The organism is Streptomyces sp. SudanB25_2051 (assembly GCF_964272635.1).
Lineage (GTDB): Bacteria > Actinomycetota > Actinomycetes > Streptomycetales > Streptomycetaceae > Streptomyces.
This window is the reverse complement of record NZ_OZ186787.1, coordinates 4,336,001-4,359,112: the sequence shown is the minus strand read 5'-3', so window position 1 is coordinate 4,359,112 and position 23,112 is coordinate 4,336,001. Positions and strand designations below refer to the sequence as shown.

Here is a 23,112-nt window from a genome sequence, read left to right as displayed (position 1 = left end):
CCTCTCCCGGGGCCGGAAACATGGAGCGTAGAACGTCCGGTGCCGATCGTGCCATGCGGTCGCTGCGGTTAGGGTCGCAGGGACGTTACGCGAGGAGGACTTACGGGATGCTGCGCCTGGGACGACGCGAATTCGACGCGCACGAGCCGGTGGTCATGGCGATCGTGAACAGGACCCCGGACTCCTTCTACGACCAGGGGGCCACGTTCCGCGACGAGCCCGCGCTGGAGCGGGTGGAGCAGGCCGTGGCCGAGGGCGCGGCGATCATCGACATCGGCGGGGTGAAGGCGGGGCCCGGCGAGGAGGTCGACGCCGACGAGGAGGCGCGGCGCACGGTCGGCTTCGTGGCCGAGGTGCGGCGCCGCCACCCCGACGTGGTGATCAGCGTGGACACCTGGCGGCACGAGGTCGGCGAGGCCGTGTGCGAGGCCGGCGCGGACCTGCTGAACGACGCGTGGGGCGGTGTGGACCCCAAGCTCGCGGAGGTCGCCGCCCGGTACCGGGTGGGTCTGGTGTGCACCCACGCGGGCGGCGCCGAGCCGCGCACCCGGCCGCACCGGGTCACGTACGACGACGTGATGGCGGACATCCTGCGCGTCACGGTCGGGCTGGCCGAGCGGGCGGTGGAGCTGGGCGTGCCGCGCGAGTCGGTGCTGATCGACCCGGGTCACGACTTCGGGAAGAACACCCGGCACTCGCTGGAGGCGACGCGGCGGCTCGGGGAGATGGTGGAGACGGGGTGGCCGGTGCTGGTGTCCCTGTCGAACAAGGACTTCGTGGGCGAGACGCTGGACCGGCCGGTGAAGGAGCGGGTCCTCGGGACGCTGGCGACGACGGCGGTGTCGGCGTGGCTGGGCGCCCAGGTGTACCGGGTGCACGAGGTCGCGGAGACGCGGCAGGTGCTGGACATGGTGGCGAGCATCGCCGGGCACCGGGAGCCGGCGGTGGCCCGGCGCGGGCTGGCGTGAGCCGTCCCGCCGCACGGCCCGCGCGCACCGGCGCCTGCCGGTCCGGATCGCGACCCACGCGGCGCGAGCCGGCCGGCCGGGGCCCGCGGGGCCGGCGGTGACCGGTCCGGTCGCGTCGGCCCCCTGACCGCCGCGCCCGCCGGGAGGCGGAAGCCCGGGCGGGCGCCTCCCGGCGGGCGCGGGGGTTCAGCGGCCGGCTTCCTTGCTGACCAGGGCGACGGCCTCGTCCACGTCGTCCGTGACGTGGAACAGCATCAGGTCCCGCTCGGCGGCCTTGCCCTGCGCGATGACGGTGTCGCGCAGCCAGTCGACGAGGCCGGACCAGTACTCCGTGCCGAACAGGACGATCGGGAAGCGGGTGACCTTGCGCGTCTGGACGAGGGTCAGCGCCTCGAACAGCTCGTCGAGCGTCCCGAGGCCGCCGGGCAGGACGACGAAGCCCTGCGCGTACTTGACGAACATCGTCTTCCGCACGAAGAAGTAGCGGAAGTTGATGCCGATGTCGACGTGCGGGTTGATCCCCTGCTCGAACGGCAGCTCGATGCCGAGGCCGACGGAGATGCCCTTCGCCTCGCGCGCGCCCTTGTTCGCGGCCTCCATGGCGCCCGGCCCGCCGCCCGTGATGACGGCGAAGCCCGCCTCGACGAGCGCCCGGCCGAGCTTCACGCCCGCCTCGTACTCGGGGGTGCCGGCCGGGGTGCGGGCCGAGCCGAAGACGCTGATCGCGCTGGGCAGTTCGGCCAGCGCGCCGAAGCCCTCGACGAACTCGGACTGGATGCGCATGACCCGCCAGGGGTCGGTGTGGACCCAGTCCGAGTCGCCCGCCGTGTCCAGGAGCCGCTGATCGGCCGTGCCGGGCTGGACCTGATCCCTGCGGCGGAGCACCGGCCCCAGCCGCTGCTCCGCCAGTGCTCGCAGTCCCTCGGCCTCGGGCTTCCCCATGATCTGCTCCCTCCGCTGAACATCGTTTGCCAGGGTCAGCGTAGGGCGGGAAATGTGAAGAGTGGCGAAATTGTGGTCGTCAGGCAGTGAGCCAGTCGTACAGGCGCCGCTCGCAGTGGGTGATCCGCTCGGTCACGACGTGCTCGTCCCGCTTGTGCGCGAAGATCGGGTTGCCGGGCCCGTAGTTGACGGCGGGCACGCCCAGGGCGCTGAAGCGGGAGACGTCGGTCCAGCCGAACTTGGGCTTGGCCGTGCCGCCGACGGCCTCCATGAACGCCGCCGCGGCCGGGTGGGACAGACCGGGCAGGGCGCCGCCGGAGTGGTCGTCCACCACGAACTCGTCCACACCGCAGTCGGCGAACACCTCCCGTACGTGCTTCTCCGCCTCCTCCGGGGTGCGGTCGGGGGCGTAGCGGAAGTTCACGACGACGGTGCACTCGTCGGGGATGACGTTGGTGGCGACGCCGCCCGTGATGCCGACGGCGTTGAGGCCCTCGTGGTACTCCAGGCCGTCGATGACGGGGCGGCGCGGTTCGTACGAGGCGAGGCGGGCGAGCACGGGGGCGGCGGCGTGAATGGCGTTGGAGCCCATCCAGGAGCGGGCGGAGTGGGCGCGCTCACCACGCAGGGTGAGGCTGACGCGCAGGGTGCCCTGGCAGCCGCCCTCGACCTCGCCGTCGGACGGCTCCAGCAGGACGGCGAAGTCGCCCGCGAGCCAGTCGGGGTGGGCGGCGGCCACATGTCCGAGACCGTTGAGGTGTGCGGCGACCTCCTCGTTGTCGTAGAAGACGAACGTGAGGTCGCGGTTGGGCTCCGGCACGGTGGCGGCGATGCGGAGCTGGACGGCGACGCCGGACTTCATGTCGGACGTGCCGCAGCCCCACAGGACGCCGTTCTCGTCCAGCCGGGAGGGGACGTTGTCGGCGATCGGGACGGTGTCGATGTGCCCGGCGAGGACCACCCGCTCGGCGCGGCCGAGGTGGGTGCGGGCGACGACGTTGTTGCCGTACCGGTCGACGGTGAGGTGCGGGAGGGCGCGCAGGGCCTCCTCGATGGCGTCCGCGAGGGGCTTCTCGGTGCCGCTGACCGACGGGAAGTCGACCAGGGCGGCGGTCAGTGCCGGACCGTCCAGCGTCAGGTCCAGAGCGGTGTGGAGGGGCGCTTCGGGCAGGGAGTCGGGCATGTGACGACCCTATCCCGGCCCCTAGTACGGTTGTCCGCGTGTCCGAGTCCGCCGCTCCTGCTTCCCGTCCCCGCCGCGGCCGCCGTGTCCGGGTCGCGGCGTCGTTCGCCGTCCTGCTGGCCGTCGCCGGTTATGTGGCGATGCGGTACGAGTCGGGCGGCGGCGGCACCCCGACCTGCGTGGTGGGCAGCGGAAGCCACACGTACACCCTCTCGCCCGAGCAGGCGGCGAACGCCGCGACGATCTCCGCCGTGGGCACCACCCGGAAGATGCCCGAGCGGGCCGTGACGATCGCGCTGGCGACCGCGCTCCAGGAGTCGGCGCTGCGCAACATCGACTACGGCGACCGCGACTCGCTGGGCCTGTTCCAGCAGCGGCCGTCGCAGGGCTGGGGCACGCCGGAGCAGATCATGGACCCGGTGTACTCGGCCGGCATCTTCTACGACCGGCTGGCCGAGGTGCCGGGGTACTCGCGGCTGCCGCTGACGGTGGCCGCGCAGCGGGTGCAGCGCAGCGGCTTCCCGCAGGCGTACGCGAAGCACGAGCCGGACGCGGCGCTGCTGGCGGCGGCGCTGACGGGCCGCTCGGCGGCGTCGCTCACCTGCGCGCCGATACGCGGGGCGAAGCCGGGCGACCCGGAGCGGGTGCGCGGCGAGCTGGTGCGGGCGTTCGGCCCGGCCGTGCTGGGCGGGGCGCCCGGGGCCGGCGCGGCGGACGGGCCCGAGGACGGCAAGGGCGGCGGCACGGGGCCCGGCGGTACGGCACCGGGCGGCGCGGGCGGTACGGCTTCGGCGCGGCCGGAGGGCGGGGGCGACCCCCGCACGGTGCGGCTGCCGGTGCCCGCGCAGGTGGACTCCTCCGGGCCGGAGGGCGGCGCGGCGGACGGCGGGTCGCGGCGCGGCTGGGAGCTGGCGCAGTGGGCGGTGGCCCAGGCGCAGGCGCTGCGCGTCACCGAGGTCGCGTACGCGGGCCGGGTGTGGAGCGCCCGCGAGGCGGACGAGGGCTGGCGCGAGGACGGTTCGGGCGGGCGGCCGGACACGGCCGAGGTCGTCATCCGCGTCGCGGAGTAGGCGCGCCGGGCCCCGGAGCGGGGGCGGCCCCCGGCCCGCCGGGCGTGGGCGCCCGCGCCCCGGGCCGCCGGAGCGTGACGGCGCATCGTAGCCGTCGCTTATCACAGCGTAATCACGGCGCACCCGGACGCCATTCGCTCAGCCGTCCGGCCGTTCGCCCGACCGGGCCGCTTGGGCCCCGCCGGAACCCCCGGCGGCCAGGGGCTCCACGCGGCACCGGCGGGTCGGGCGATCACCCGGCGGGGACTGCGGAGGGACGATTCTGCGGACGCTCGCCCGGCACTTTGTTTGCCCGGTTTTGGGCGGTGCCGATCATTGGGCGCATTGCCAACTCTTTACCCGGCGTCACCGCAACCTCCCCCCGCCTCCCAGCGGTTGTCACAGCGTCCGATCGTCGGACAGGCATCACAGCCACACGACACTTCCCCGTCGAAGGAGCATCATGTCCCTCCCCCTGACCCGCCGGATCGCCAGTGCCGCGCTGCTCACCGCAGCGGGAGCGGCCTCCGTGGTCGGTGCGGCCGGCTCCGCGAGCGCCGTGGACCTCCCCCAGACCAGCGACCTCGCCGGCGGCGTCACCGCCCTCGACACCGCGCAGGTCACGGACACGGTCGGCGCCGCATCGGAGAACGCCACGGGCCTCGCGGGCGGTGCGGGCGGCGAGACCGTGGAGAAGGCCGTACCGGTCGCCGGCAAGACCCTCGGCCGCGCGGCCGACCAGGCCACGCCGACCGCCAAGAAGGCCGTCGGCGAGGTCGCGCGCGGCGCGGGCCAGGCCGTCGGCGACACCGCCAAGAAGGGCCTGCCCGGCGACGGTCTCCTCGGCGGCCTGCCGGTCTCCACGCCGCTCGGCTGACCCCCGCTCCCCCGGTACGGCGAGGGCCCGGATCGCACCGCGCGATCCGGGCCCTTCCCGTGTCCGTGCGCCCGTGCCCGGCGGCGGCACCCGCCCCGGGCCGGCCGTCAGCCCAGGCGCTTGACCGCGGCCGAGACCCGCTCGTCCGTCGCGGTGAACGCGACCCGCACGAAGCGGTCCCCGGCCGTCCCGTAGAAGTCGCCCGGCGCGACCAGCACGCCCAGCTCCGCCAGGTACCCGACGGTGTCCCAGCAGGGCTCGTCGCGGGTCGCCCACAGGTAGAGGCTCGCCTCGCTGTGCTCGATGCGGAAGCCGTGCGCCACCAGTGCCGTCCGCAGCGCGTCGCGCCGCCGCGCGTACCGCTCGCGCTGCTCGCGCACATGGGCGTCGTCGCCCAGCGCGGCGACCGTCGCGGCCTGCACCGGGGCGGCCGTCATCATGCCGCCGTGCTTGCGGATCTGGAGCAGCTCGCCCAGCACGGCCGCGTCGCCCGCGATGAACGCGGCGCGGTAGCCCGCCAGGTTGGACCGCTTGGACAGCGAGTGGACGGCGACGATCCCGTCGTACGAGCCGCCGCACACGTCCTCGTGGAGCACGGACACCGGGTCGGCCTCCCAGCCGAGCTCCAGGTAGCACTCGTCGCTGAAGAGCAGCACGCCGTGCTCGCGCGCCCAGGCGACGATCCGGATCAGCTCGTCCTTGGCGAGGACGCGGCCCGTCGGGTTGGACGGGGAGTTGAGCCACAGCAGCCGCAGGCCCGCCGGGTCCAGCTCCGTCGGGTCGTCGTACACGACCGGGGTCGCGCCGGCGAGGCGGGCGCCGACCTCGTACGTCGGGTAGGCCAGGCGCGGGTAGGCGACCTTGTCGCCGGGGCCGAGGCCCAGCTGCGTGGGCAGCCAGGCGACCAGCTCCTTGGAGCCGACGACCGGCAGGACGTTCGGATGGGCGATGCCCCGGGCGCCCAGCCGGCGCTCGCACCAGCCGGTGAGGGCGTCGCGGAGGGCGGCCGTCCCCCACACCGTGGGGTAGCCGGGCGAGTCGGCCGCCTCGACCAGGGCCCGGCGGATCAGCTCGGGTACGGGGTCCACCGGGGTGCCGACCGACAGGTCGACGATGCCGTCGGGGTGGGCCGCTGCCGTCTTCTTGTAGGGCTCCAGCTTGTCCCAGGGGAAGACGGGAAGGCGGGAGGAGACTGCGGACACGGTGCTCACTTTCTCGTGGATGCGGCGCCTGACGGGCCCGCCGCGGGCACGAACGACGCGGTCCCGTACGGCTGGAGGGCCGTACGGGACCGACGACGATGGATCAAGCGATCAGCCGTTCTGCGGCGGCAGGGCGGCGATGAAGGGGTGGTCGCGCTCGATCAGACCGAGCTTGGAGGCCCCACCCGGCGAGCCGAGCTCGTCGAAGAACTCGACGTTCGCCTTGTAGTAGTCCTTCCACTCCTCCGGGGTGTCGTCCTCGTAGAAGATCGCCTCGACCGGGCAGACCGGCTCACAGGCCCCGCAGTCGACGCATTCGTCCGGGTGGATGTACAAGGACCGCTGGCCCTCGTAGATGCAGTCGACGGGGCACTCCTCGATGCACGCCTTGTCCTTCACGTCGACACAAGGCTGCGCGATGACGTAGGTCACGCTGTCGTTCCTCCTTGGTAGGGCTGGCTCTGCGCGGGAGCGCGGCGTCGTCGATGCCCGCACCTAGTATCTCCGTTCTTGGAGACGAACCGAACAGGAGGGGCGGACAGAGCTGTGGAGTTCACTGCGGGCGGACGCCTGGAAGTCCAGATCACACCCTCTGACGTGGGCAAACGGGTGTCTGTCCGCCGCCTGGGCGATCCGGGTTCCCAGGCGGAGACGTTCACGGACACGGTCGGCGTTCTCACATCCTGGGCAGAAGGTGTGCTGCTGATCACACGACGGACCGGTGAGACGGTGCGGATCGCCGAGTCGTCGCTGGTCGCGGGCAAGGTCGTCCCGGCCGCCCCGGCCCGCAGGCGCGGCCCCGCGGCGGGCTTCGAGGAGCTGGCGCGGGCCCAGGCGCGGGCCTGGCAGCCGGTGGAGAGCGAACCGCTCGGAGGGTGGACACTGCGCGCCGCGCACGGATTCACCCGGAGGGCCAACTCCGCCCTGGCGCTCGGCGACCCCGGCATGCCCCTCGACGACGCGCTCGCCCGGGTCCGCGACTGGTACGCCGCGCGCGGCCTTCCCCCGTACGTGCAGGCGGCGACCGGCGCGGAGGGCACCCAGGAGGCGCTGTGCGCGGCGCTGGAGGAGCGGGGCTGGCGGCGCGAGGTGTCGGCGGAGGTGCGGATCGGGGGCCTCGCGGCCGTCGCGGACCTGGCCGCCGGGACGGGCCGCGTGACGCTGTCCCGTACGCCGGACGAGGCATGGCTGCGGCGGTACCAGCGGGTGGGCGAACCGGGCCCGCATGTGCTGAGCGTCCTGTCCGCGGGGCCCTCGGTGTGGTTCGCCTCGATAGCCGGCGAGGGTGAGGTGCCGGTGGCGATCGGCCGCTGTGTGGTCGACGCACGGTGGGCGGGGTTCATGGCGGTGGAGGTCGACCCGGCGCACCGGCGGCAGGGGCTCGCCCGGGCGGTGATGGCCGCGCTGGCCGGCCGCGCGCTGGAGGAGGGCGCGTCGGCGGCCTGGCTGCAGGTGGAGACCGACAACGACGCGGCCCGCGCCCTGTACGAGGGCATGGGCTTCGCGGTCCACCACCGCTACCACCACTTCCGCGTCTCCTGAGGGGTACCCGAGGCGTATGCACGAGGACACCGCACCCGACCCGTGGCGGACCCGGTTCGCCGAGGCGGCCCGCGAGGAGCGGCCCGACCTGGCGGAGCTGTGCCTGCTGATCGGCGCCGTCGCCGAACCGGGGCTGGACCAGGCCGCGATGGACGCCGCGGAGATCGAGCTGGACCGGCTGGCCGGCCTCCTGCCGTACGGGCCGAAGACGCCGCGGGGCTGGGCGGAGGCGCTGGCCTCGCTGCTCGGCGGGCGGTACGACTTCCACGGGACGCCGGGCGACTACCGGCGCCTGGAGTCGTCGCTGCTCCACCAGGTGCTGCGGCGCCGCCGGGGGCTGCCGATCCTGCTGTCCGTGGTGTGGATGGAGGTGGCGCGGCGGGCGGGCGCGCCGGTGTACGGGGTGGCGCTGCCGGGGCACTTCGTCGTCGGGTTCGGGGACCCGGGCGAGCGGGTGCTGGCGGACCCGTTCGCGGGGGGCCGGCCGATGACCGAGGCGGACACGGAGCTGCTGGTGGCGGGCGCCACCGGGGAGCCGCTGCGGCCCTCGATGCTGCTGCCGGCGGACCCGCTGGAGATGGTGCTGCGCATCCTCAACAACATCCGCGCCTGGGCGGCCGGCCGGCCCGAGCGCTCCGACGTGGCGCTGTGGGCGGTGGAGCTGGCGCTGCTGCTGCCCGCCCACCCGGCGCGGCTGTGCTACGAGCGCGCGCAACTCCTCGTGGAGCGCGGGGAGTTCCTGGCGGGGGCCGCGGAGATCGAGCGTTACGCGGACGTGGTCGCCGCGGTGGAGCCGACCACCGCCGCCACCCTGCGCGCCCGCGCCCGGGCGGCCCGCGCCCGGCTCAACTGACGCGCGACGCGAGGAGGGCCGCTCCCGCCGCGGCGGGGGCGGCCCTCCTCGTGTCCGGGGGCGGAACGGTCAACCCTGCGGGTCCAGTTCGATGGTGACGGTGCGCTCGGCCTCCGTCTTGCCGACGAGGGCCTTGTGCATCGCCGCCGCCACGTCGTCGGCGGACAGCTGGTGCTTCTTGCCGTCCCCCTTGGTGATCATGACGCCGTCGAAGGTGCCGTCGAGGAGGCGGTTGATGGCCTCCTTGTCGTAGTACGGCTCCAGGCGGTTGCCGACCGCCTTCATCGACAGGATCTGCGGCAGGGACCGCTGCGGGCCGAACTGGATCTGCTTGCCGCCCGCCTTGATGGTGATCAGGCCGGACATCGCGGGCTCGGCGAACTCCCGCATGGCCCGGTCGATCTCGGCCTGCTGGATCATCGGCTCGCGGGTGGCGACGGGCAGCTCCACGACGTTCGGCCGGCCGGTCTCGACCTGGGCGCGGTAGGCGTCCCTGACGAAGAGCATCGAACGCCGCACGTCGATCACCGTGCCGGCCTTGCCCGGTACGGGGACGGCCTTGCCGGGCTCGAACTTGACCGTGCCCTCGGTGACCGCTCCGGAGCCGCCGCCCAGACCGGACAGGGCGACCCCCAGCTTCTCCTCGTCCACCGGGATCACCGGCTGGGCGACCCGCTCGGCGCCGAACAGGGAGCCGATCACGGTCACCGGGTTGTAGTCGCTGCCGGCGGCGGCGCGCACGGTCGCCTGGCTGTCCAGGGAGAGGCCGGCCTTGTCGGGGGCGAGGGTGCGGCTGCGCCCGCCGACCTCCAGCTGGAGCGGCCGCGCGGCGCGGGGGCCCAGCGCGGCGTCCAGCTTCTGGACGGCCTCCTCCTTGGTGGAGCCGCCGATGTCCACTCCGAGCACGGTGGTGCCCTTGGGGACGTCCGCCTGGTTGAGGAGCAGCCCGGCGCCGTAGGCGACGCTGGCGGCGACGACCACGCCGACGGCGAGGAGGACCAGCTTGGAGCGGCCCTTCTTGGCGGGGGCCGGCGCGGCGCGGGTGGCCGGCGGCGGGGTGGGCGCGGGCGCCTCGGGAGCGGGCTCGTCCAGCGCCGGCGGGTACGCGTCGAACGTGTCGTCGTACCCGTCGGGCCGTCCGGCCGCGCGGGCGGGGCCGGACATCGGGAACGGCGACGGCGCGGGCGCGTCGAGATCGTCCTGCGAGACGACGGGGATGCCGCTGGTGAGCGTGTCGCCCGAGACCTGGCCGGGCGGCGGGCCGGGGTGCGGCTCGGGGGCCGGGTGGGGCTTCTGCGGGGTGAGGATCGCGGTGTCGTCGGACATGCCGCCGCCCGGCGCGGGCGCCGGTCCGGTCCGGGGGGCCGTGGCGGCGGCACCTCCGGTGGCGCGCAGCGCGGCGGTGCCGAAGGCGGGTCCCGACGTGGGGCCGGTGGGGCCGGTGGGACCCGAGGGGCCGGGGGAGCCGCCGGGGCCGGTCGGGCCCGTGAGGTCGGCCAGGGCGGAGATGCCCGAGGTGGCGGGGGAGCCCGAGGCGCCGGGGCCGCCGGGCGCGTCGGAGAAGTGGGGCATGCCGGGGGCACCGGCGCCGTCCCGGGGCCGGGTCTGCGGACCGCCGGGCGCGCCATCGCCGGAGGCGGCGGACGTCGCGGCGTATCCGGCGCCGTTGCCGCCCGCGCCCGGGGCAGGGCCGGTGGCCGCGCCGGTCACCGGGGACCCGTCGGTGCCCGCGCCGGGCGCGGCGGCCGGGCCGGGACCGGCGGCCGGGCCCGCGTCGGGCGCTGCCGGACCCTCGGCGGTGGCATCGGCGGGCGCGGCGGTGGGCGCCTTGCGCGGTGCGAACCAGTCGCTGGTGGGCTTCTCCCGTACGGCGGCGCCCGGCGCCGGGTCGTCCATGTCCGGGCGGGGCGTCTGGGCCGTCCGCTCGGCGGGGCTCTCCTGCTCCGGCTCGTCGGCGGGAGCGTCCTGGCCGCCGCCGTTCACCGGCTTGCGCACGACGACCGGCGGGATGGGCCGCGACCCCGGAATGTTGATCCGGATGCGGGTGGTCAGGGTCGTCTCGGTCTTCTTCTCCTCCGGCTGCGCGGGCGCGCCGGCCCCGGAGGCGTCCTGGTACTGGGGCGACCCGTACGGCGGGGTTCCCGAGGGGTACGCGGCTCCGCCACGTCCCTGGGGCCCGGAGGACGAAGTGTCAGTTTCACGACTCAAAGCAGGATCTCCCGGTTGGCTCCGCCGCCCGCTCTCACACCCACGGGCGCCCGGCGGCGCGCACCACCATACTGGCCACGGTCACCGCGCCACCCCCTGCCAGGGGAACATCACCGGGCAATGCGACTCAAGTTCGGGCACGTCCACCGTCAAGTGGCCCGCCCCGCCCGTGCTGTTGCGGCAGCAGCGAGAGGGTGGCGCACATCACAGCGATCGCCATCCCGCCGAGGACGAACACCAGATCGGTCATACCGCCCCACAGGACCTTGTCGCCCTCGCCGCGCCCGAAGCCGATCGCCACGACGGCGGCCAGCCAGCCCGCTCCGGACGACAGGACGCCCGCCTGCCCTCCGACGGCGCGCAGGCCCCCGTAGAAGAGGGCGGCCGTCGCCAGCAGGGCCAGCAGCAGCCCGGCGGGGAGCCACGCGGCCTGGAACAGCGCCCCGGCCAGCCCGACGAGGACGCCCAGCACGACGAGGACCGCGTGGGTGAGGGCCTTCACCACCGTGCTCATACCGCGACCCCCGCGAACAGGTCGGTCTCCCGCTCCCCCGCCGGAGCGCCCGACGCACCGCGCGCCAGCTGGTAGAACTCACGCTCGAAGAGGGGCTGTCCGAGGTCGTTGGACAGGGCGAAGAACCGGTCCCGCACCACGATCTGGGTGGCGTGCGCGCGCATGGCCGCTGCCTTGCGGCCGGCGTACGCGGTGCCGTCGATCTCGGCGGTGACCAGCTCGTCGTCCACCACGCCCGGTACGTCCCCGATGTCGGCGATGCCGGGGAAGGCGACGTCGGTCGCGGCGCGCAGGGCGGCGAAGCCGTCCTCGGCAACCGAGCGGGGCACCCGGTTCCAGTAGATCTTCGCGATGGTGTGCGGGGCGCCCAGGCCGGGCGCGTACGCGGGGTCGGCCGCCAGGTCGGCGGCGCGCATGGCCACGCGGTGGGCCTGGATGTGGTCGGGGTGGCCGTATCCGCCGTCGGGGTCGTAGGTCACCAGGACCTGGGGGCGGACCTCCCGGACGACCTCCACCAGGTGCGCGGCGGCGGCGTCCACGGGGGTGCTCCAGAAGGCCCCCTCGCGGTCGTTCTGCGGGAGGCCCATCATTCCGGAGTCGCGGAAGCGGCCGGGGCCGCCGAGGAAGCGGTGGTCGGTGACGCCCAGCTCCCGCATGGCGGCGGCGAGTTCGCCGACGCGGTGGGGTCCGAGCCGGTCCTCGCGGTCGGGCGCGAGATGGGCGAGGCCGGGCGGGATGACCTCGCCCTCCTCGCCCCGTGTGCAGGTCACCAGGGTGACCAGGGCGCCCTCGGCCGCGTACCTGGCCATGGTGGCGCCGTTGTTGATCGACTCGTCGTCGGGGTGCGCGTGCACCAGGAGCAGACGACGGGCGGGGAGATCCGTCATACGGACACCCTACGAGGTCCGCTCCCGGAGCCGGTTCTCCACGGCCGCGGCGGGGCGGCCCGCTGACCGGGGGCCTAGAACTTCAGGTTGCCGATCATGCCCGCCACGCTGGTGGTCAGCTGGCTGACGGTGGGGGCGATGGAGGAGCTCGCGATGTAGAAGCCCAGGAGCATGCAGACGATGGCGTGCCCGGCCTTCAGCCCCGCTTTCCGGATGAGCAGGAAGACGACGATCGCCAGCAGCACCACCGCCGAAATCGAGAGTGCCACGGCGGTTCACCTCCATACATGTCGGTCGGGAACGGGCAGCGCGCATGTGCCAGGAGGTTCATACCCACCTTGCGCTACGGATCATAACTTTCCGTTCCCTCGCATCGATCGGTGCACGGCAGCATTGGGGGGCGCACAGCCGCTAGTTTCGGTCACATGACCTCGCGACAGCAGCGCAACTTCCCCCGCCAGTACGCCCGTACGCGGCGCTTCACCCTGGGCGCACCACGGTCGTTCACCGTGGCGCCCGACGGCTCGCGGCTCGTCTTCCTGCGCTCCCCCTCGGGGGCCGACCCGGTCAACCGGCTGTACGTGATGGACCTGGACGGGGACGGGCCGGCCCGTGAGCGGATCGCCGCCGATCCGGCGCTCCTGCTGGGGGGTTCGCAGGAGGACCTGTCGCCCGAGGAGCGCACGCGGCGGGAGCGCGGCCGCGAGATGGCGGGCGGTGTCGTGGGCTATGCCACGGACGCGGCCGTCGAGTTGGCGGCCTTCGCCCTCTCGGGGCGGTTGTTCGTGGCGGAGTTGCGCGCCGGGACGGCGCAGGAGGTGGCGGTGTCGGGCCCGGTGGTGGACCCGCGGCCCTCGCCGGACGGGCGCCTCGTGGCGTACGTGGCGCGGGGCGCGCTGCGGGTGGTGCCCGTGGAGGGCGGCGACGGCGCCGACCGGGCGGTCGCCGAGCCCGAGGGCGAGGACGTGGCGTACGGGCTCGCGGAGCACGCGGCGGCCGAGTCGATGCACCGCTCGCGGGGCTTCTGGTGGTCGCCGGAGTCGGACCGGCTGCTGGTGGCGCGGGTGGACGACGGGCCGGTGCGGCGGTGGTGGATCTCCGACCCGGCGCACCCCGACCGGGAGCCGCGGCGGGTGGCGTACCCGGTGGCCGGGACGGAGAACGCGGACGTGCGGCTGTTCCTGGTCGGCGTGGACGGCGCGGGGCGCACGGAGGTCGTCTGGGACCGGGAGCGGTTCCCGTACCTGGCGCGGGTGCACTGGTCGTCGGCGGGTGCGCCGCTGCTGCTGGTGCAGGCCCGCGACCAGCGCACTCAGCACTATCTGGCGGTGGACGCGGAGTCCGGCGCGACGCGCCTGGTGCGGGCCGAGGAGGACGGGCGGTGGCTCGAACTGATCCCGGGCGCGCCGGCGTGGGCGGCGGACGGGCGGCTCGTGCGCGTCTCGGACGAGGGCGGGGCGCGCGTCGTGGTCGTGGGCGACCGCCCGCTCACGGACGGCGCGTTGCACATTCGGGGCGTACTGGACGTGGGGGACGGTGACGTACTGGTTTCGGCCTCGGCGGGTGAGGCGGCCACCGATCCGGAAATTGGCGCGATCCATGTGTACCGGGTGAGCGGGTCGGGTGTGGAGCGGATCTCCGAGGGGCCCGGTGTGCACACGGCGGTGCGCGGCGGTCCGGTGACCGTGCTGGCGTCGGCGGTGCCGGACCGGCCGGGGGCGCGGGTGCGGGTGCTGCGGGACGGGAAGCGGGTGGCCGAGGTCGCCTCGTACGCCGAGACGCCGGTCCTCTCGCCGCGCGTCGCGCTCACCGTGTCGGGGCCGCGGCGGGTGCCGTGCGCGGTGCTGCTGCCGCGCGGGTACGAGGAGGGGGACGGGCCGCTTCCGGTGCTGATGGACCCGTACGGCGGCCCGCACGGGCAGCGGGTGGTGGCCGCGCACGACCCGTATCTGACGTCCCAGTGGTTCGCGGACCAGGGGTTCGCGGTGGTCGTGGCGGACGGGCGGGGCACGCCGGGCCGGTCGCCCGACTGGGAGAAGGCCGTGGCGGCGGGGCTCGCGCCGGTGCTGGACGACCAGATCGAGGCGCTCCGGGGGCTCGCCGAACGCTTCCCGCTGGACCTGGGGCGGGTGGCGATCCGGGGCTGGTCGTTCGGCGGCTGGCTGGCCGGGTTCGCGGTGCTGCGGCGCCCCGACGTGTTCCACGCGGCCGTGGTGGGCGCACCGGTGACGGACCAGCGGCTGTACGACACGCACTGGGCCGAGCGGTACTTCGGCGGGCGCCCGCAGGATGTGCCCGACGCCTACCGGGCGAGCTCGCTGGTGTGGGACGACGGGCTGGTGGAGGCGCGGGAGCCGGCCAGGCCCATGATGATCATCCACGGCCTGATGGACGACAACGTGGTCGTCGCACACGCCCTCCGGCTGTCCTCGGCGCTGCTGGCGGCGGGCCGCCCCCATGAGGTGCTGCCGCTGACGGGCGCCACCCATATGCCCACGCAGGAGGCGGTCATGGAAAACCTGCTGCGGCTTCAGCTCGACTTCCTGCGGCGCTCCCTGGGCCTGGAGCGGTCGGCGGGCCCGGAGACCTCACCTGGTGCGGGCCCGGACACCTCAGCCGGTGCGGGCCCGGACACCTCACCCGGTGCGGCGTAGCCGCAGCGGGGCGACCGGCCGGGGCCGTGTGGTCCCGGCCGGTCCACGGCACCCGCACGGCCGTACGCCCTTCAGGGTGGCGTGTCCGTATATCGGGACGGGGTCGGCTCGGTGTCCTGCTTGTTAAGCGCCCCCGGGCGGCGGGCCGGGGCGGCGGGCAGCCCGCGTCACACCGCCGTCGCCCCGCTCGGGGGCGGCGGCTGCTCCCCCGGTACGACATGGATCTCCTCCGCGAAATGGCACGCCGAGTCGTGCCGGGCCGGGCTGTCGACGTCCCGGAACACCGCCGGCACGGCCAGCAGCGGCACCTCCAGGGCGCACCGCTCGCGCGCCTTCCAGCAGCGGGTGCGGAAGCGGCAGCCGGAGGGCGGGTTCGCCGGGGACGGCACGTCGCCGGAGAGCAGGATGCGCTCACGGTGCTCCCGCGCCTCCGGGTCCGGTACGGGCACCGCGGACAGCAGGGCCTGGGTGTACGGGTGGGTGGGGTGGTCGTAGATCTCCCGGTCGGTGCCGGTCTCCACGATCCGGCCGAGGTACATGACGCCGATCCGGTCGGAGATGTGGCGCACGATCGACAGGTCGTGCGCGATGAAGACGTACGACAGGCCGAACTCGTCCTGGAGCCGCTCCAGCAGGTTGACGACCTGCGCCTGGACGGAGACGTCGAGCGCGGAGACCGGCTCGTCGGCGACGATCACGCGCGGCTGGAGGGCGAGGCCGCGGGCGATGCCGATGCGCTGGCGCTGGCCGCCGGAGAACTGGTGCGGGTAGCGGTTGATGTGCTCGGGGTTGAGGCCGACCACCTCCAGCAGCTCGCGCACCCGGCGGCGGCGGTCGCCCTTGGGCGCGACCTCGGGGTGGATCTCGTACGGCTCCCCGACGATGTCCCCGACCGTCATCCGGGGGTTGAGGGAGGTGTACGGGTCCTGGAAGACCATCTGGATGTCGCGCCGCACGGCCCTCAGGGCCCGCCCGGACAGCCGTGTGATGTCCTCGCCCTGGTAGCGGATGGCGCCGGCGGTCGGCCGCTCCAGGTTGACCAGCATCTTCGCGACGGTCGACTTGCCGCAGCCGGACTCCCCCACGATGCCGAGGGTCTCGCCCGGGCGCAGGTCGAAGGAGACCCCGTCGACCGCCTTGACGGCGCCGACCTGCTTCTTGAACAGCACGCCGCGGGTGAGCGGGTAGTGCTTGACCAGCTCCCGCACCTCGAGGATCGGCTCAGCGGACGGCATCGACGGGCTCCTTGTGGAGGGTCTCGCGCCAGAAGTGGCAGGCGCTGCGCCGGTCGTCGGAGACCTCGTAGAGCGGGGGCACGTCGGTGCGGCACACATCGCGGGCGCGGGGGCAGCGCGGATGGAAGGGGCAGCCGGGCGGGATGGCCGTGAGGCTGGGCGGCAGGCCCGAGATGGCGTACAGCTCCTGCCCCTTCTGGTCGAGGCGCGGGATGGAGTCGAGCAGGCCCTGGGTGTAGGGGTGGGCGGGTGCCTTGTACAGGTCGTGGACGGGCGCGGTCTCCACGATGCGGCCGGCGTACATGACGGCGATGCGGTCCGCGACGTCCGCGACGACGCCGAGGTCGTGGGTGATGAGGATCAGGCCCATCCGCAGTTCCCGCTGGAGCTCGGCGAGGAGCTCCATGACCTGGGCCTGGACGGTGACGTCGAGGGCGGTGGTCGGCTCGTCCGCGATGATCAGCTCCGGCTCCAGGGCCATCGCCATGGCGATCATGATGCGCTGGCGCATGCCGCCGCTGAACTGGTGGGGGTACTGGCCGACGCGTTCGCGGGCCGCGGGGATGCGGACGCGGTCCATCAGCTCGACGGCCCTGGCGCGGGCGTCCTTCTTCGACATGCCCCGGTGGACGGTGTACATCTCGGCGAGCTGGTCGCCGACGGTGAGGACCGGGTTCAGCGCGGAGAGCGCGTCCTGGAAGATCATCGCCATCCGCGCGCCGCGCACCTTGCGCCGCTCCTCCTCCTTGAGGGTGAGCAGGTCGCGGCCCTGGAAGAGGATCTGCCCGCCGGTGATGCGGCCGGGCGGCATGTCGAGGATGCCCATCACGGCCTGGGCGGTGACGGACTTGCCGGAGCCGGACTCCCCGAGGACGGCGAGGGTCTCGCCCTCGCCGACGGAGTAGGTGACGCCGTTGACGGCCTTGGCGACGCCTTCGCGGGTGCGGAACTCGACGTGGAGGTCGCGTACTTCGAGCAGCATGGCGGCGGCTCCTCAGCGCAGCTTGGGGTCGAGGGCGTCGCGTACGGCGTCGCCGAGCATGATGAAGGCGAGCACGGTCAGGCTCAGCGCGCCCGCGGGCCACAGCAGCATGTGGGGGGCGTTGCGGATCTGGGGCGCGGCGTTGGAGATGTCGATGCCCCAGGAGACGGTGGGCGGGCGCAGTCCGACGCCGAGGAACGACAGGGTGGCCTCCAGGGCGATGTAGGTGCCCAGCGCGATCGTCGCGACGACGATGACGGGTGCGACGGCGTTGGGGGCGACGTGCCGCAGCAGCAGCCGTCCGCTGCCGGCTCCCAGCGAACGGGCGGCCTGCACGTAGTCGTGCTGCTTGGCGGTGATGACGGAGCCGCGCGCGATGCGGGCGATCTGGGGCCAGCCGAGCAGGACGATGAACCCGACGACCGGCCACACGGTGGTGCTGGTGACGACGGAGAGGAAGACCAGGCCGCCCAGGACGACGGGGATGCCGAAGAAGATGTCGGCGGTGCGGGAGAGCAGGGCGTCGCTCCAGCCGCCGAAGAAGCCGGCGAGCCCGCCGAGGAGGCTGCCGAGCAGGGCGGCGCCGAGGGTGGCCGCGATGCCGACGGTGATGGAGGCGCGGGCCCCGTGGACGGTGCGGGCGTACACGTCGCAGCCCTGGGTGTCGTAGCCGAAGGGGTGGCCGGGCTCGGAGCCCTGCTGGGACTTGGCGAGGTCGCAGCGGAGGGGGTCGGTGTCGGTGAGGAGCTGCGGCCAGATCGCGATGAGCACCAGGAAGACGATGAGCAGCGACGAGACGATGAAGACGGGGTTGCGGCGCAGCTGGTGCCAGGCGTCGGTCCACAGGCTGCGGGGCCTGCCGCCGGGGCCGGGCGGGGCGCCCTCCTCGCCGGTCGGCTCGGTCTCCGGCCTGTCGAGGGTCTCTGCTTCGCTCATGGCCAGGTCCATGGCGCCGCCGGCGCCGGTCGGGGCGATCGCCTCGCGCGGGTTCTCGTAGGGGCTCTTCCCGTAGGGGTCCTTGTCCTGCGGGCCCGTCTCGTACGGGCCCCTCTCGTACGGGTCAGGCATAGCGGATCCTCGGGTCCAGGACCGCGTACAGCAGGTCGACGAGCAGGTTCGCCACCAGGAAGACGATCACGAGGATCGTCACGAAGCCGACGACGGTGGGCGAGTTGTTGCGGAGGATGCCCTGGTAGAGCTGGTAGCCGACGCCGTGGATGTTGAAGATCCGCTCGGTGACGATCGCCCCGCCCATCAGGGCGCCCACGTCGGCGCCGATGAAGGTGACGACGGGGATGAGGGAGTTGCGCAGCAGGTGCCGGGTGATGACACGGCGGCGCGGGAGGCCCTTGGCGACGGCGGTGCGGACGTAGTCGGCGCGGGTGTTCTCGGCGATGGAGGTGCGGCTGAGGCGGGTGACGTAGGCGAGGGAGACGAGGGCGAGGACGACGCCGGGGAGGATCAGCTCGTCGAAGCGGGCCTCGGAGGAGACCGAGGGGTGGATCCAGCCCCACTTCACGCCGAGGAGGAACTGCAGGAGGTAGCCGGAGACGAAGGTGGGGACGGAGATGACGACGAGCGTGAGGATCAGCAGGCCCGTGTCGAGGGGGCGGCCGCGCTTGAGGCCGCTGACCACGCCGAGGGTGATGCCGACGACGATCTCGATGGCGATGGCGACGAGGGTCAGGCGGAGCGTCACCGGGAAGGCGGAGGCCATCAGTTCGGTGACCCGCTGGCCGTTGAAGGCGGTGCCGAAGTCGCCCTGGAAGATCGCCCCCATGTAGAGGAGGTACTGCTTCCACAGCGGCTCGTCGAGGTGGAGCTCCTTCCGGATGCGGGCGACGGTGGCGGGGTCCGGCGCCTTGTCGCCGAACAGGGCCGCGACGGGGTCGCCGAGCGCGTACACCATGAGGAAGATCAGCAGGGTGGTCCCGATGAACACGGGGATCATCTGGAGCAGCCGCCGGATGACGTAACGCCCCATGTGGCCTCCTCCGGGGGGTGCGGGCGGTGGCTCAGCCGACCTTGATCTGGTCGTACACGGGGACGCTGAACTGGTTGAGCTTCACGTCGGAGAGCCGCTCGGAGTAGCCGGCGTTGCCGTTCTGGTACCAGAGGGGGATGGCGGGCATCTGGGCGGCGAGGATCTTCTCCGCGTCCTGGAAGTGCCTGACCGCCGCGGCCTGGTCCGACTCGGCGTTGGCGCGGTCGATGAGGGCGTCGAAGCGCTGGTTGCTGAACTTGCCGTAGTTGGAGGAGGCGCCGGTGTAGAAGAGCGGCTCCAGGAAGTTCTGGATGAGCGGGTAGTCGGCCTGCCAGCCGGAGCGGAAGGGGCCGGTGAGGCGGGCGCTGGTGACCTGGTTGCGGAAGTCCGCGAAGGTGCCGACCGGGTTGACGGTGCAGACGGGGCCCCGGCCGAGGACGTTGTTGATGCTGTTGCAGACGGCGTCCATCCACTGGCGGTGCGAGCCGGTGTCCACATTGGAGGTGAGGGTGATCCGGCCGCCGGGCAGCCCGCCGCCCTCGTTGATCAGCCGCTTGGCCTCGGCGGCGTCGTAGGTGCAGGCGTCGCCGCACAGGTCCGCGTAGCCGCCCTTCTCGCCGAGGGCCGGGGAGGTCCAGTCCTTGGCGGGCGTGCGGGTCTTCTGGAAGATCTGCTGGGTGATCTGCTCCCGGTTGATCGCCTTGGAGATGCCGATGCGGACCTTCTCCATGCCGGGCTTGGACCACTCGGGCCGGTAGAGGGGGAAGGCCAGCGTCTGGAAGATGAGCGCGGGCTGGTTGATGTAGCGGTCGCCGAGGTCGCTCTCCACGTTCTTCAGCTGCTGGGCCGGCACGTCGTCGACCAGGTCCAGATTGCCGGAGATGAGGTCCTGGTAGGCGGTGTTGTTGTCGGTGTAGACCCGCAGGTCGACGCCGGCGTTCTGCGCCTTGTCGGGGCCCTTGTACCCGTCCCAGCGGCGCAGCCGCATCTCGCTGCCCTTGGTGTACGACTCGACGGTGTACGGGCCGTTGCCGACGGGCTTGTCCAGCCAGGCGGCGTGGTCGGTGAAGAAGGCGCGCGGCAGCGGCATGAAGGCGTTGTAACCGAGGGTGTCGGGCCAGGTGGAGAACTTGTCCTTCAGGGCCACGGTGAAGGTCCGCTCGTCCTTGACGACCAGTCCGCGCATGGTCCTGGCCTTGGCGGCGCCGGACTCGGGGTGGACGTCGTCGTAGCCGACGATGTCGGAGAAGAACGGGGCGTTGTTCTGCTTGTTGTCGACGTGCGCGGCGTAGTTCCAGGCGTCCACGAAGGACTTGGCGGTGACCTTCTCGCCGTTGCTGAACGTCCAGCCGGGCTTGAGGGTGACGGTGAAGTTCTGCGAGTCGGTCGTCTCGATCTTCTCGGCGACCATGTCCTGCGCCTGGCCGGTTCGCGGGTCGTACCGCTTGAGGCCGCGGAAGACCATGTCGAGGACCTTGCCGCCCTGGACCTCGTTGGTGTTCGCGGGCTCCAGCGGGTTCTGCGGGTCGCCCCAGGAGGAGCTGAGGACACCGTCGCCCCCGCCGCTGCCGCCGCCCCCTCCGCAGGCGGTCGCGGTGGCCGCGAGGACGACGGCGACGGCACAGGCGGCCCACGTGGTGGGGTGGCTGGCTCCGCGCATGGGGTGCCTCCTGGTCTTTCGGGCCACGAGCAGGACTTAGGCCCAAATATCACCGCATACGGCACACCACGCACTCCACGCACCCCCAACGGTGTACGGGCCCCTCCCGCCGCCGCGCCGGACGCGCGAAGGCCCCCCGCCGGGGGCGGGGGGCCTTCGGGGCGTGATCACGCGCGGGGGGCGCGGGTCACTCGGAGTCGGACTCCAGGGATGCCAGGGCGGGGTCCATGACGACTTCCTTGCCCGCCTTGATGGTGGGCTCCTCCGGGAAGTGGCACGCGGTCAGGTGGCCCTCGGTGCTGCCGGAGAGCTGCACCAGCGGCGGCTCCTCGGTCGCGCACTTCTCCTGGGCCTTCCAGCAGCGGGTGCGGAACCGGCAGCCGGACGGCGGGTTGATCGGCGAGGGCACGTCGCCGGCGAGACGGATGCGCTCGCGCTGCGGGCCGTCGACCGTCGCCTCGGGCACCGCGGACAGCAGGGCGTGGGTGTACGGGTGGCGGGGCCGGTTGTACAGGGAGTCGCGGTCGGCGACCTCCATGACCTTGCCGAGGTACATCACCGCGACGCGCTGCGAGAAGTGCCGGACGACCGCCAGGTCGTGGGCGATGAAGAGGAAGGCGATGCCCATCTCTTCCTGGACCTTCTGCAGCAGGTTGACGACCTGCGCCTGGATCGACACGTCGAGCGCCGACACGGGCTCGTCCGCGACGATCAGCTTCGGCTGCAGGGCCAGCGCGCGGGCGACGCCGATGCGCTGGCGCTGACCGCCGGAGAACTCGTGCGGGAAGCGGTTGTAGTGCTCCGGGTTCAGGCCGACGGTCTCCAGCAGCTCGCGCACGCGCTTCTCGCGGCCGCCGGGCGGGTTGATCCCGTTGACCTCCATCGGGCTCTTGATGATCGTGCCGACGGTCTGGCGCGGGTTCAGCGACGAGTACGGGTCCTGGAAGATCATCTGGATCTCGGACCGGATCGGCGCCAGCTGCTTGCGCTTGGCGTGCGTGATGTCCTGGCCCGCGTACTCGATCTTGCCGCCGGTGGGCTCCAGCAGGCGCGTGATCAGGCGGCCGGTGGTGGACTTGCCGCAGCCGGACTCACCGACCAGGCCCAGCGACTCGCCGGCGTGCATGGTGAGGTCCACGCCGTCGACCGCCTTGACGGCGCCGACCTTGCGCTTGAAGGGGAAGCCGCCGTAGATCGGGAAGTGCTTCGCCAGCCCTTCCACCTTCAGCAGCGGTTCTCCCTGCTGCTGCTTCGCTCCCTGCTGCTGCGGCAGAGTGACGTTCTCGCTCATGTCTCTGCGTCTCCCTAGCCCAGCCGGGGCTTGATCTGATCGATGAAGATGGACTGCTTCTGCTCCGCCGAGAGGTGGCAGGCCGCGGCGCGGCCGTCCGCCAGCAGCGGGCGCTCGGTCGAGCAGAGGCCACCGGGGACCTCGTCGACGAAGCGGCAGCGCGGGTGGAACCGGCAGCCGGCCGGCGGGTTCAGCAGGCTCGGCGGGGTGCCCGGGATCGGCACGAGCGCCTCGCTCGTGTCACCGCCGAGGCGCGGCATCGAGCTGAGCAGGCCCCAGGTGTAGGGGTGCTTGGGCTCCCGCAGCACCTCGCGGACGCTGCCGCGCTCCACGGCCCGGCCGGCGTACATCACCAGCAGGTCGTCCGCCATGTTGGCGATGACGCCCAGGTCGTGGGTGATGAAGATGATCGCGGAGCCGAACTCCTGCTGGAGGTCGCGCAGCAGGTCCAGGATCTGGGCCTGCACGGTGACATCGAGCGCGGTGGTCGGCTCGTCGGCGATCAGCAGCTCGGGGTCGCACATCAGGGCCATGGCGATCATGGCGCGCTGGCGCATACCGCCGGAGAACTGGTGCGGGTAGTCGTCGAAGCGGGTCTTCGGCTGCGGGATGCCGACCTTGGTCAGCATCTCGATGGCACGGTCCTTGGCCTCCTTCTTGGAGGCGCCGCGGTGCTTCATGAACGGCTCGGACAGCTGGCGGCCCACCGTGTAGTACGGGGAGAGCGCGGTCAGCGGGTCCTGGAAGATCATGGCGACCTTGTTGCCGCGGAGCTTCTCCATCTCCTTCTCGGAGGCGGTGGTGAGCTCCTGGCCGTCCAGGTTGATCTCGCCCTGGATGTCGGTCGTCTTGCGGTTGTGCAGGCCCAGGACCGTCAGGTTGGTGACGGACTTGCCGGAGCCCGACTCGCCGACGATGCCCAGCGTCTTGCCGCGCTCGATGTCGAAAGAGAGCCCGTCGACGGCCCGGACGACGCCGTCCTCGGTGGAGAAGGCCACGCGCAGGTCGCGGACCGAGAGGAAGGCCTCCGGCCCGGTCGGGGCCGGCTTGTCTTCGGTCTTGGTCAGTGTGGTCACGGTCG

General features: G+C 73.2%; 21 protein-coding genes. 6 read left to right on the top strand and 15 right to left on the bottom strand.

All coding sequences use genetic code 11. The features are described from left to right. The first annotated feature begins 107 nt into the window (after nucleotides 1-107). Nucleotides 108-968: a dihydropteroate synthase gene (gene folP / locus ACSUPT_RS19735; RefSeq protein ID WP_361656778.1), complete on the top strand. Its 861-nt coding sequence runs from the start codon at nucleotides 108-110 to the stop codon at nucleotides 966-968. Between the two features lie 186 nt (nucleotides 969-1,154). On the opposite strand, the gene ACSUPT_RS19730 is transcribed toward folP, so the two are convergent. Then, nucleotides 1,155-1,910 (bottom strand): TIGR00730 family Rossman fold protein, encoded by a 756-nt coding sequence (locus tag ACSUPT_RS19730; protein ID WP_351965680.1) that lies wholly within the window; start codon nucleotides 1,908-1,910, stop codon nucleotides 1,155-1,157. Nucleotides 1,911-1,989: 79 nt separating this feature from the next. Beyond that, nucleotides 1,990-3,093 (bottom strand): succinyl-diaminopimelate desuccinylase, encoded by a 1,104-nt coding sequence (dapE, locus tag ACSUPT_RS19725; protein ID WP_361656784.1) that lies wholly within the window; start codon nucleotides 3,091-3,093, stop codon nucleotides 1,990-1,992. Nucleotides 3,094-3,131: 38 nt separating this feature from the next. Here dapE and ACSUPT_RS19720 point away from each other — a divergent pair, with 38 nt between their 5' ends. Both ACSUPT_RS19720 and ACSUPT_RS19715 read left to right on the top strand, forming a co-directional pair. Continuing rightward, nucleotides 3,132-4,163, top strand: coding sequence for a hypothetical protein (locus ACSUPT_RS19720; protein ID WP_351965678.1), 1,032 nt, complete (start codon nucleotides 3,132-3,134; stop codon nucleotides 4,161-4,163). 442 nt (nucleotides 4,164-4,605) lie between these two features. Next, complete coding sequence (locus tag ACSUPT_RS19715; RefSeq protein ID WP_351965677.1) at nucleotides 4,606-5,019, top strand: ATP-binding protein; 414 nt, start codon at nucleotides 4,606-4,608, stop codon at nucleotides 5,017-5,019. Nucleotides 5,020-5,126: 107 nt separating this feature from the next. Here the strand turns inward: ACSUPT_RS19715 and ACSUPT_RS19710 are convergent, their stop codons facing one another. After that, nucleotides 5,127-6,221, bottom strand: a complete 1,095-nt coding sequence (locus ACSUPT_RS19710; RefSeq protein ID WP_365729439.1) for a bifunctional succinyldiaminopimelate transaminase/glutamate-prephenate aminotransferase — start codon at nucleotides 6,219-6,221, stop codon at nucleotides 5,127-5,129. Between the two features lie 111 nt (nucleotides 6,222-6,332). Further along, nucleotides 6,333-6,653 carry a ferredoxin gene (gene fdxA / locus ACSUPT_RS19705; RefSeq protein WP_010474859.1) on the bottom strand — a complete coding sequence of 107 codons (321 nt, stop codon included), beginning with the start codon at nucleotides 6,651-6,653 and terminating at the stop codon, nucleotides 6,333-6,335. Between the two features lie 114 nt (nucleotides 6,654-6,767). Between fdxA and ACSUPT_RS19700 the strand changes: the two genes are divergently transcribed. Together ACSUPT_RS19700 and ACSUPT_RS19695 are read left to right on the top strand one after the other, a co-directional pair. Next, nucleotides 6,768-7,763 carry a GNAT family N-acetyltransferase gene (locus ACSUPT_RS19700; RefSeq protein WP_404144471.1) on the top strand — a complete coding sequence of 332 codons (996 nt, stop codon included), beginning with the start codon at nucleotides 6,768-6,770 and terminating at the stop codon, nucleotides 7,761-7,763. Between the two features lie 16 nt (nucleotides 7,764-7,779). Further along, nucleotides 7,780-8,616 carry a transglutaminase family protein gene (locus ACSUPT_RS19695; protein ID WP_436945127.1) on the top strand — a complete coding sequence of 279 codons (837 nt, stop codon included), beginning with the start codon at nucleotides 7,780-7,782 and terminating at the stop codon, nucleotides 8,614-8,616. Between the two features lie 69 nt (nucleotides 8,617-8,685). Here ACSUPT_RS19695 and ACSUPT_RS19690 read toward each other — a convergent pair whose 3' ends face one another. The 4 genes from ACSUPT_RS19690 to ACSUPT_RS19675 all read right to left on the bottom strand — a co-directional run bounded on the left by ACSUPT_RS19690 (nucleotide 8,686) and on the right by ACSUPT_RS19675 (nucleotide 12,494). Then, the gene (locus ACSUPT_RS19690) at nucleotides 8,686-10,824 is read right to left on the bottom strand and encodes a hypothetical protein (protein ID WP_436945126.1); all 2,139 of its coding nucleotides are present in this window, start codon (nucleotides 10,822-10,824) and stop codon (nucleotides 8,686-8,688) included. 127 nt (nucleotides 10,825-10,951) lie between these two features. Continuing rightward, entirely contained in the window at nucleotides 10,952-11,338 is a 387-nt protein-coding gene (locus ACSUPT_RS19685; RefSeq protein WP_436945125.1) for a DUF6113 family protein, read from the bottom strand. After that, nucleotides 11,335-12,225 carry an N-acetyl-1-D-myo-inositol-2-amino-2-deoxy-alpha-D-glucopyranoside deacetylase gene (gene mshB, locus ACSUPT_RS19680; RefSeq protein WP_351965671.1) on the bottom strand — a complete coding sequence of 297 codons (891 nt, stop codon included), beginning with the start codon at nucleotides 12,223-12,225 and terminating at the stop codon, nucleotides 11,335-11,337. The genes ACSUPT_RS19685 and mshB overlap by 4 nt, the downstream gene beginning before the upstream one ends. A gap of 74 nt (nucleotides 12,226-12,299) precedes the next feature. Next, a complete protein-coding gene (locus ACSUPT_RS19675) occupies nucleotides 12,300-12,494 on the bottom strand; it encodes a hypothetical protein (protein WP_351965670.1) in 195 nt (64 codons plus the stop codon). A 156-nt stretch (nucleotides 12,495-12,650) separates the two neighbouring features. On the opposite strand from ACSUPT_RS19675, the gene ACSUPT_RS19670 reads away from it, so the two are divergent. Then, nucleotides 12,651-14,879, top strand: a complete 2,229-nt coding sequence (locus ACSUPT_RS19670; RefSeq protein WP_436945122.1) for a prolyl oligopeptidase family serine peptidase — start codon at nucleotides 12,651-12,653, stop codon at nucleotides 14,877-14,879. A gap of 167 nt (nucleotides 14,880-15,046) precedes the next feature. On the opposite strand, the gene ACSUPT_RS19665 is transcribed toward ACSUPT_RS19670, so the two are convergent. The 7 genes from ACSUPT_RS19665 to ACSUPT_RS19635 form a co-directional block, all read right to left on the bottom strand. Continuing rightward, nucleotides 15,047-16,114, bottom strand: a complete 1,068-nt coding sequence (locus tag ACSUPT_RS19665; protein ID WP_365726359.1) for an ABC transporter ATP-binding protein — start codon at nucleotides 16,112-16,114, stop codon at nucleotides 15,047-15,049. Further along, complete coding sequence (locus tag ACSUPT_RS19660) at nucleotides 16,101-17,096, bottom strand: ABC transporter ATP-binding protein (protein ID WP_351965667.1); 996 nt, start codon at nucleotides 17,094-17,096, stop codon at nucleotides 16,101-16,103. The genes ACSUPT_RS19665 and ACSUPT_RS19660 overlap by 14 nt, the downstream gene beginning before the upstream one ends. A 12-nt stretch (nucleotides 17,097-17,108) precedes the next feature. Continuing rightward, entirely contained in the window at nucleotides 17,109-18,164 is a 1,056-nt protein-coding gene (locus ACSUPT_RS19655; RefSeq protein WP_399216896.1) for an ABC transporter permease, read from the bottom strand. Continuing rightward, nucleotides 18,157-19,080, bottom strand: coding sequence for an ABC transporter permease (locus ACSUPT_RS19650; protein ID WP_351965666.1), 924 nt, complete (start codon nucleotides 19,078-19,080; stop codon nucleotides 18,157-18,159). The genes ACSUPT_RS19655 and ACSUPT_RS19650 overlap by 8 nt, the downstream gene beginning before the upstream one ends. Nucleotides 19,081-19,111: 31 nt before the next feature. Beyond that, on the bottom strand, nucleotides 19,112-20,740 hold the full coding sequence (locus tag ACSUPT_RS19645) for a peptide ABC transporter substrate-binding protein (protein WP_351965665.1): 1,629 nt from the start codon (nucleotides 20,738-20,740) through the stop codon (nucleotides 19,112-19,114). A gap of 187 nt (nucleotides 20,741-20,927) precedes the next feature. Beyond that, nucleotides 20,928-22,031, bottom strand: a complete 1,104-nt coding sequence (locus tag ACSUPT_RS19640; protein WP_351965664.1) for an ABC transporter ATP-binding protein — start codon at nucleotides 22,029-22,031, stop codon at nucleotides 20,928-20,930. Nucleotides 22,032-22,045: 14 nt separating this feature from the next. Next, the gene (locus tag ACSUPT_RS19635) at nucleotides 22,046-23,107 is read right to left on the bottom strand and encodes an ABC transporter ATP-binding protein (protein ID WP_351965663.1); all 1,062 of its coding nucleotides are present in this window, start codon (nucleotides 23,105-23,107) and stop codon (nucleotides 22,046-22,048) included. Between the last annotated feature and the right edge of the window lie 5 nt (nucleotides 23,108-23,112).

Coding starts and splice junctions, on each gene's coding strand:
- folP (WP_361656778.1), top strand. CDS start 108: ATGCTGCGCCTGGGACGACGCGAATTCGACGCGCACGAGCCGGTGGTC.
- ACSUPT_RS19730 (WP_351965680.1), bottom strand. CDS start 1,910: ATGGGGAAGCCCGAGGCCGAGGGACTGCGAGCACTGGCGGAGCAGCGG.
- dapE (WP_361656784.1), bottom strand. CDS start 3,093: ATGCCCGACTCCCTGCCCGAAGCGCCCCTCCACACCGCTCTGGACCTG.
- ACSUPT_RS19715 (WP_351965677.1), top strand. CDS start 4,606: ATGTCCCTCCCCCTGACCCGCCGGATCGCCAGTGCCGCGCTGCTCACC.
- ACSUPT_RS19695 (WP_436945127.1), top strand. CDS start 7,780: ATGCACGAGGACACCGCACCCGACCCGTGGCGGACCCGGTTCGCCGAG.
- ACSUPT_RS19685 (WP_436945125.1), bottom strand. CDS start 11,338: ATGAGCACGGTGGTGAAGGCCCTCACCCACGCGGTCCTCGTCGTGCTG.
- mshB (WP_351965671.1), bottom strand. CDS start 12,225: ATGACGGATCTCCCCGCCCGTCGTCTGCTCCTGGTGCACGCGCACCCC.
- ACSUPT_RS19670 (WP_436945122.1), top strand. CDS start 12,651: ATGACCTCGCGACAGCAGCGCAACTTCCCCCGCCAGTACGCCCGTACG.
- ACSUPT_RS19665 (WP_365726359.1), bottom strand. CDS start 16,114: ATGCCGTCCGCTGAGCCGATCCTCGAGGTGCGGGAGCTGGTCAAGCAC.
- ACSUPT_RS19660 (WP_351965667.1), bottom strand. CDS start 17,096: ATGCTGCTCGAAGTACGCGACCTCCACGTCGAGTTCCGCACCCGCGAA.
- ACSUPT_RS19655 (WP_399216896.1), bottom strand. CDS start 18,164: ATGCCTGACCCGTACGAGAGGGGCCCGTACGAGACGGGCCCGCAGGAC.
- ACSUPT_RS19650 (WP_351965666.1), bottom strand. CDS start 19,080: ATGGGGCGTTACGTCATCCGGCGGCTGCTCCAGATGATCCCCGTGTTC.
- ACSUPT_RS19645 (WP_351965665.1), bottom strand. CDS start 20,740: ATGCGCGGAGCCAGCCACCCCACCACGTGGGCCGCCTGTGCCGTCGCC.
- ACSUPT_RS19640 (WP_351965664.1), bottom strand. CDS start 22,031: ATGAGCGAGAACGTCACTCTGCCGCAGCAGCAGGGAGCGAAGCAGCAG.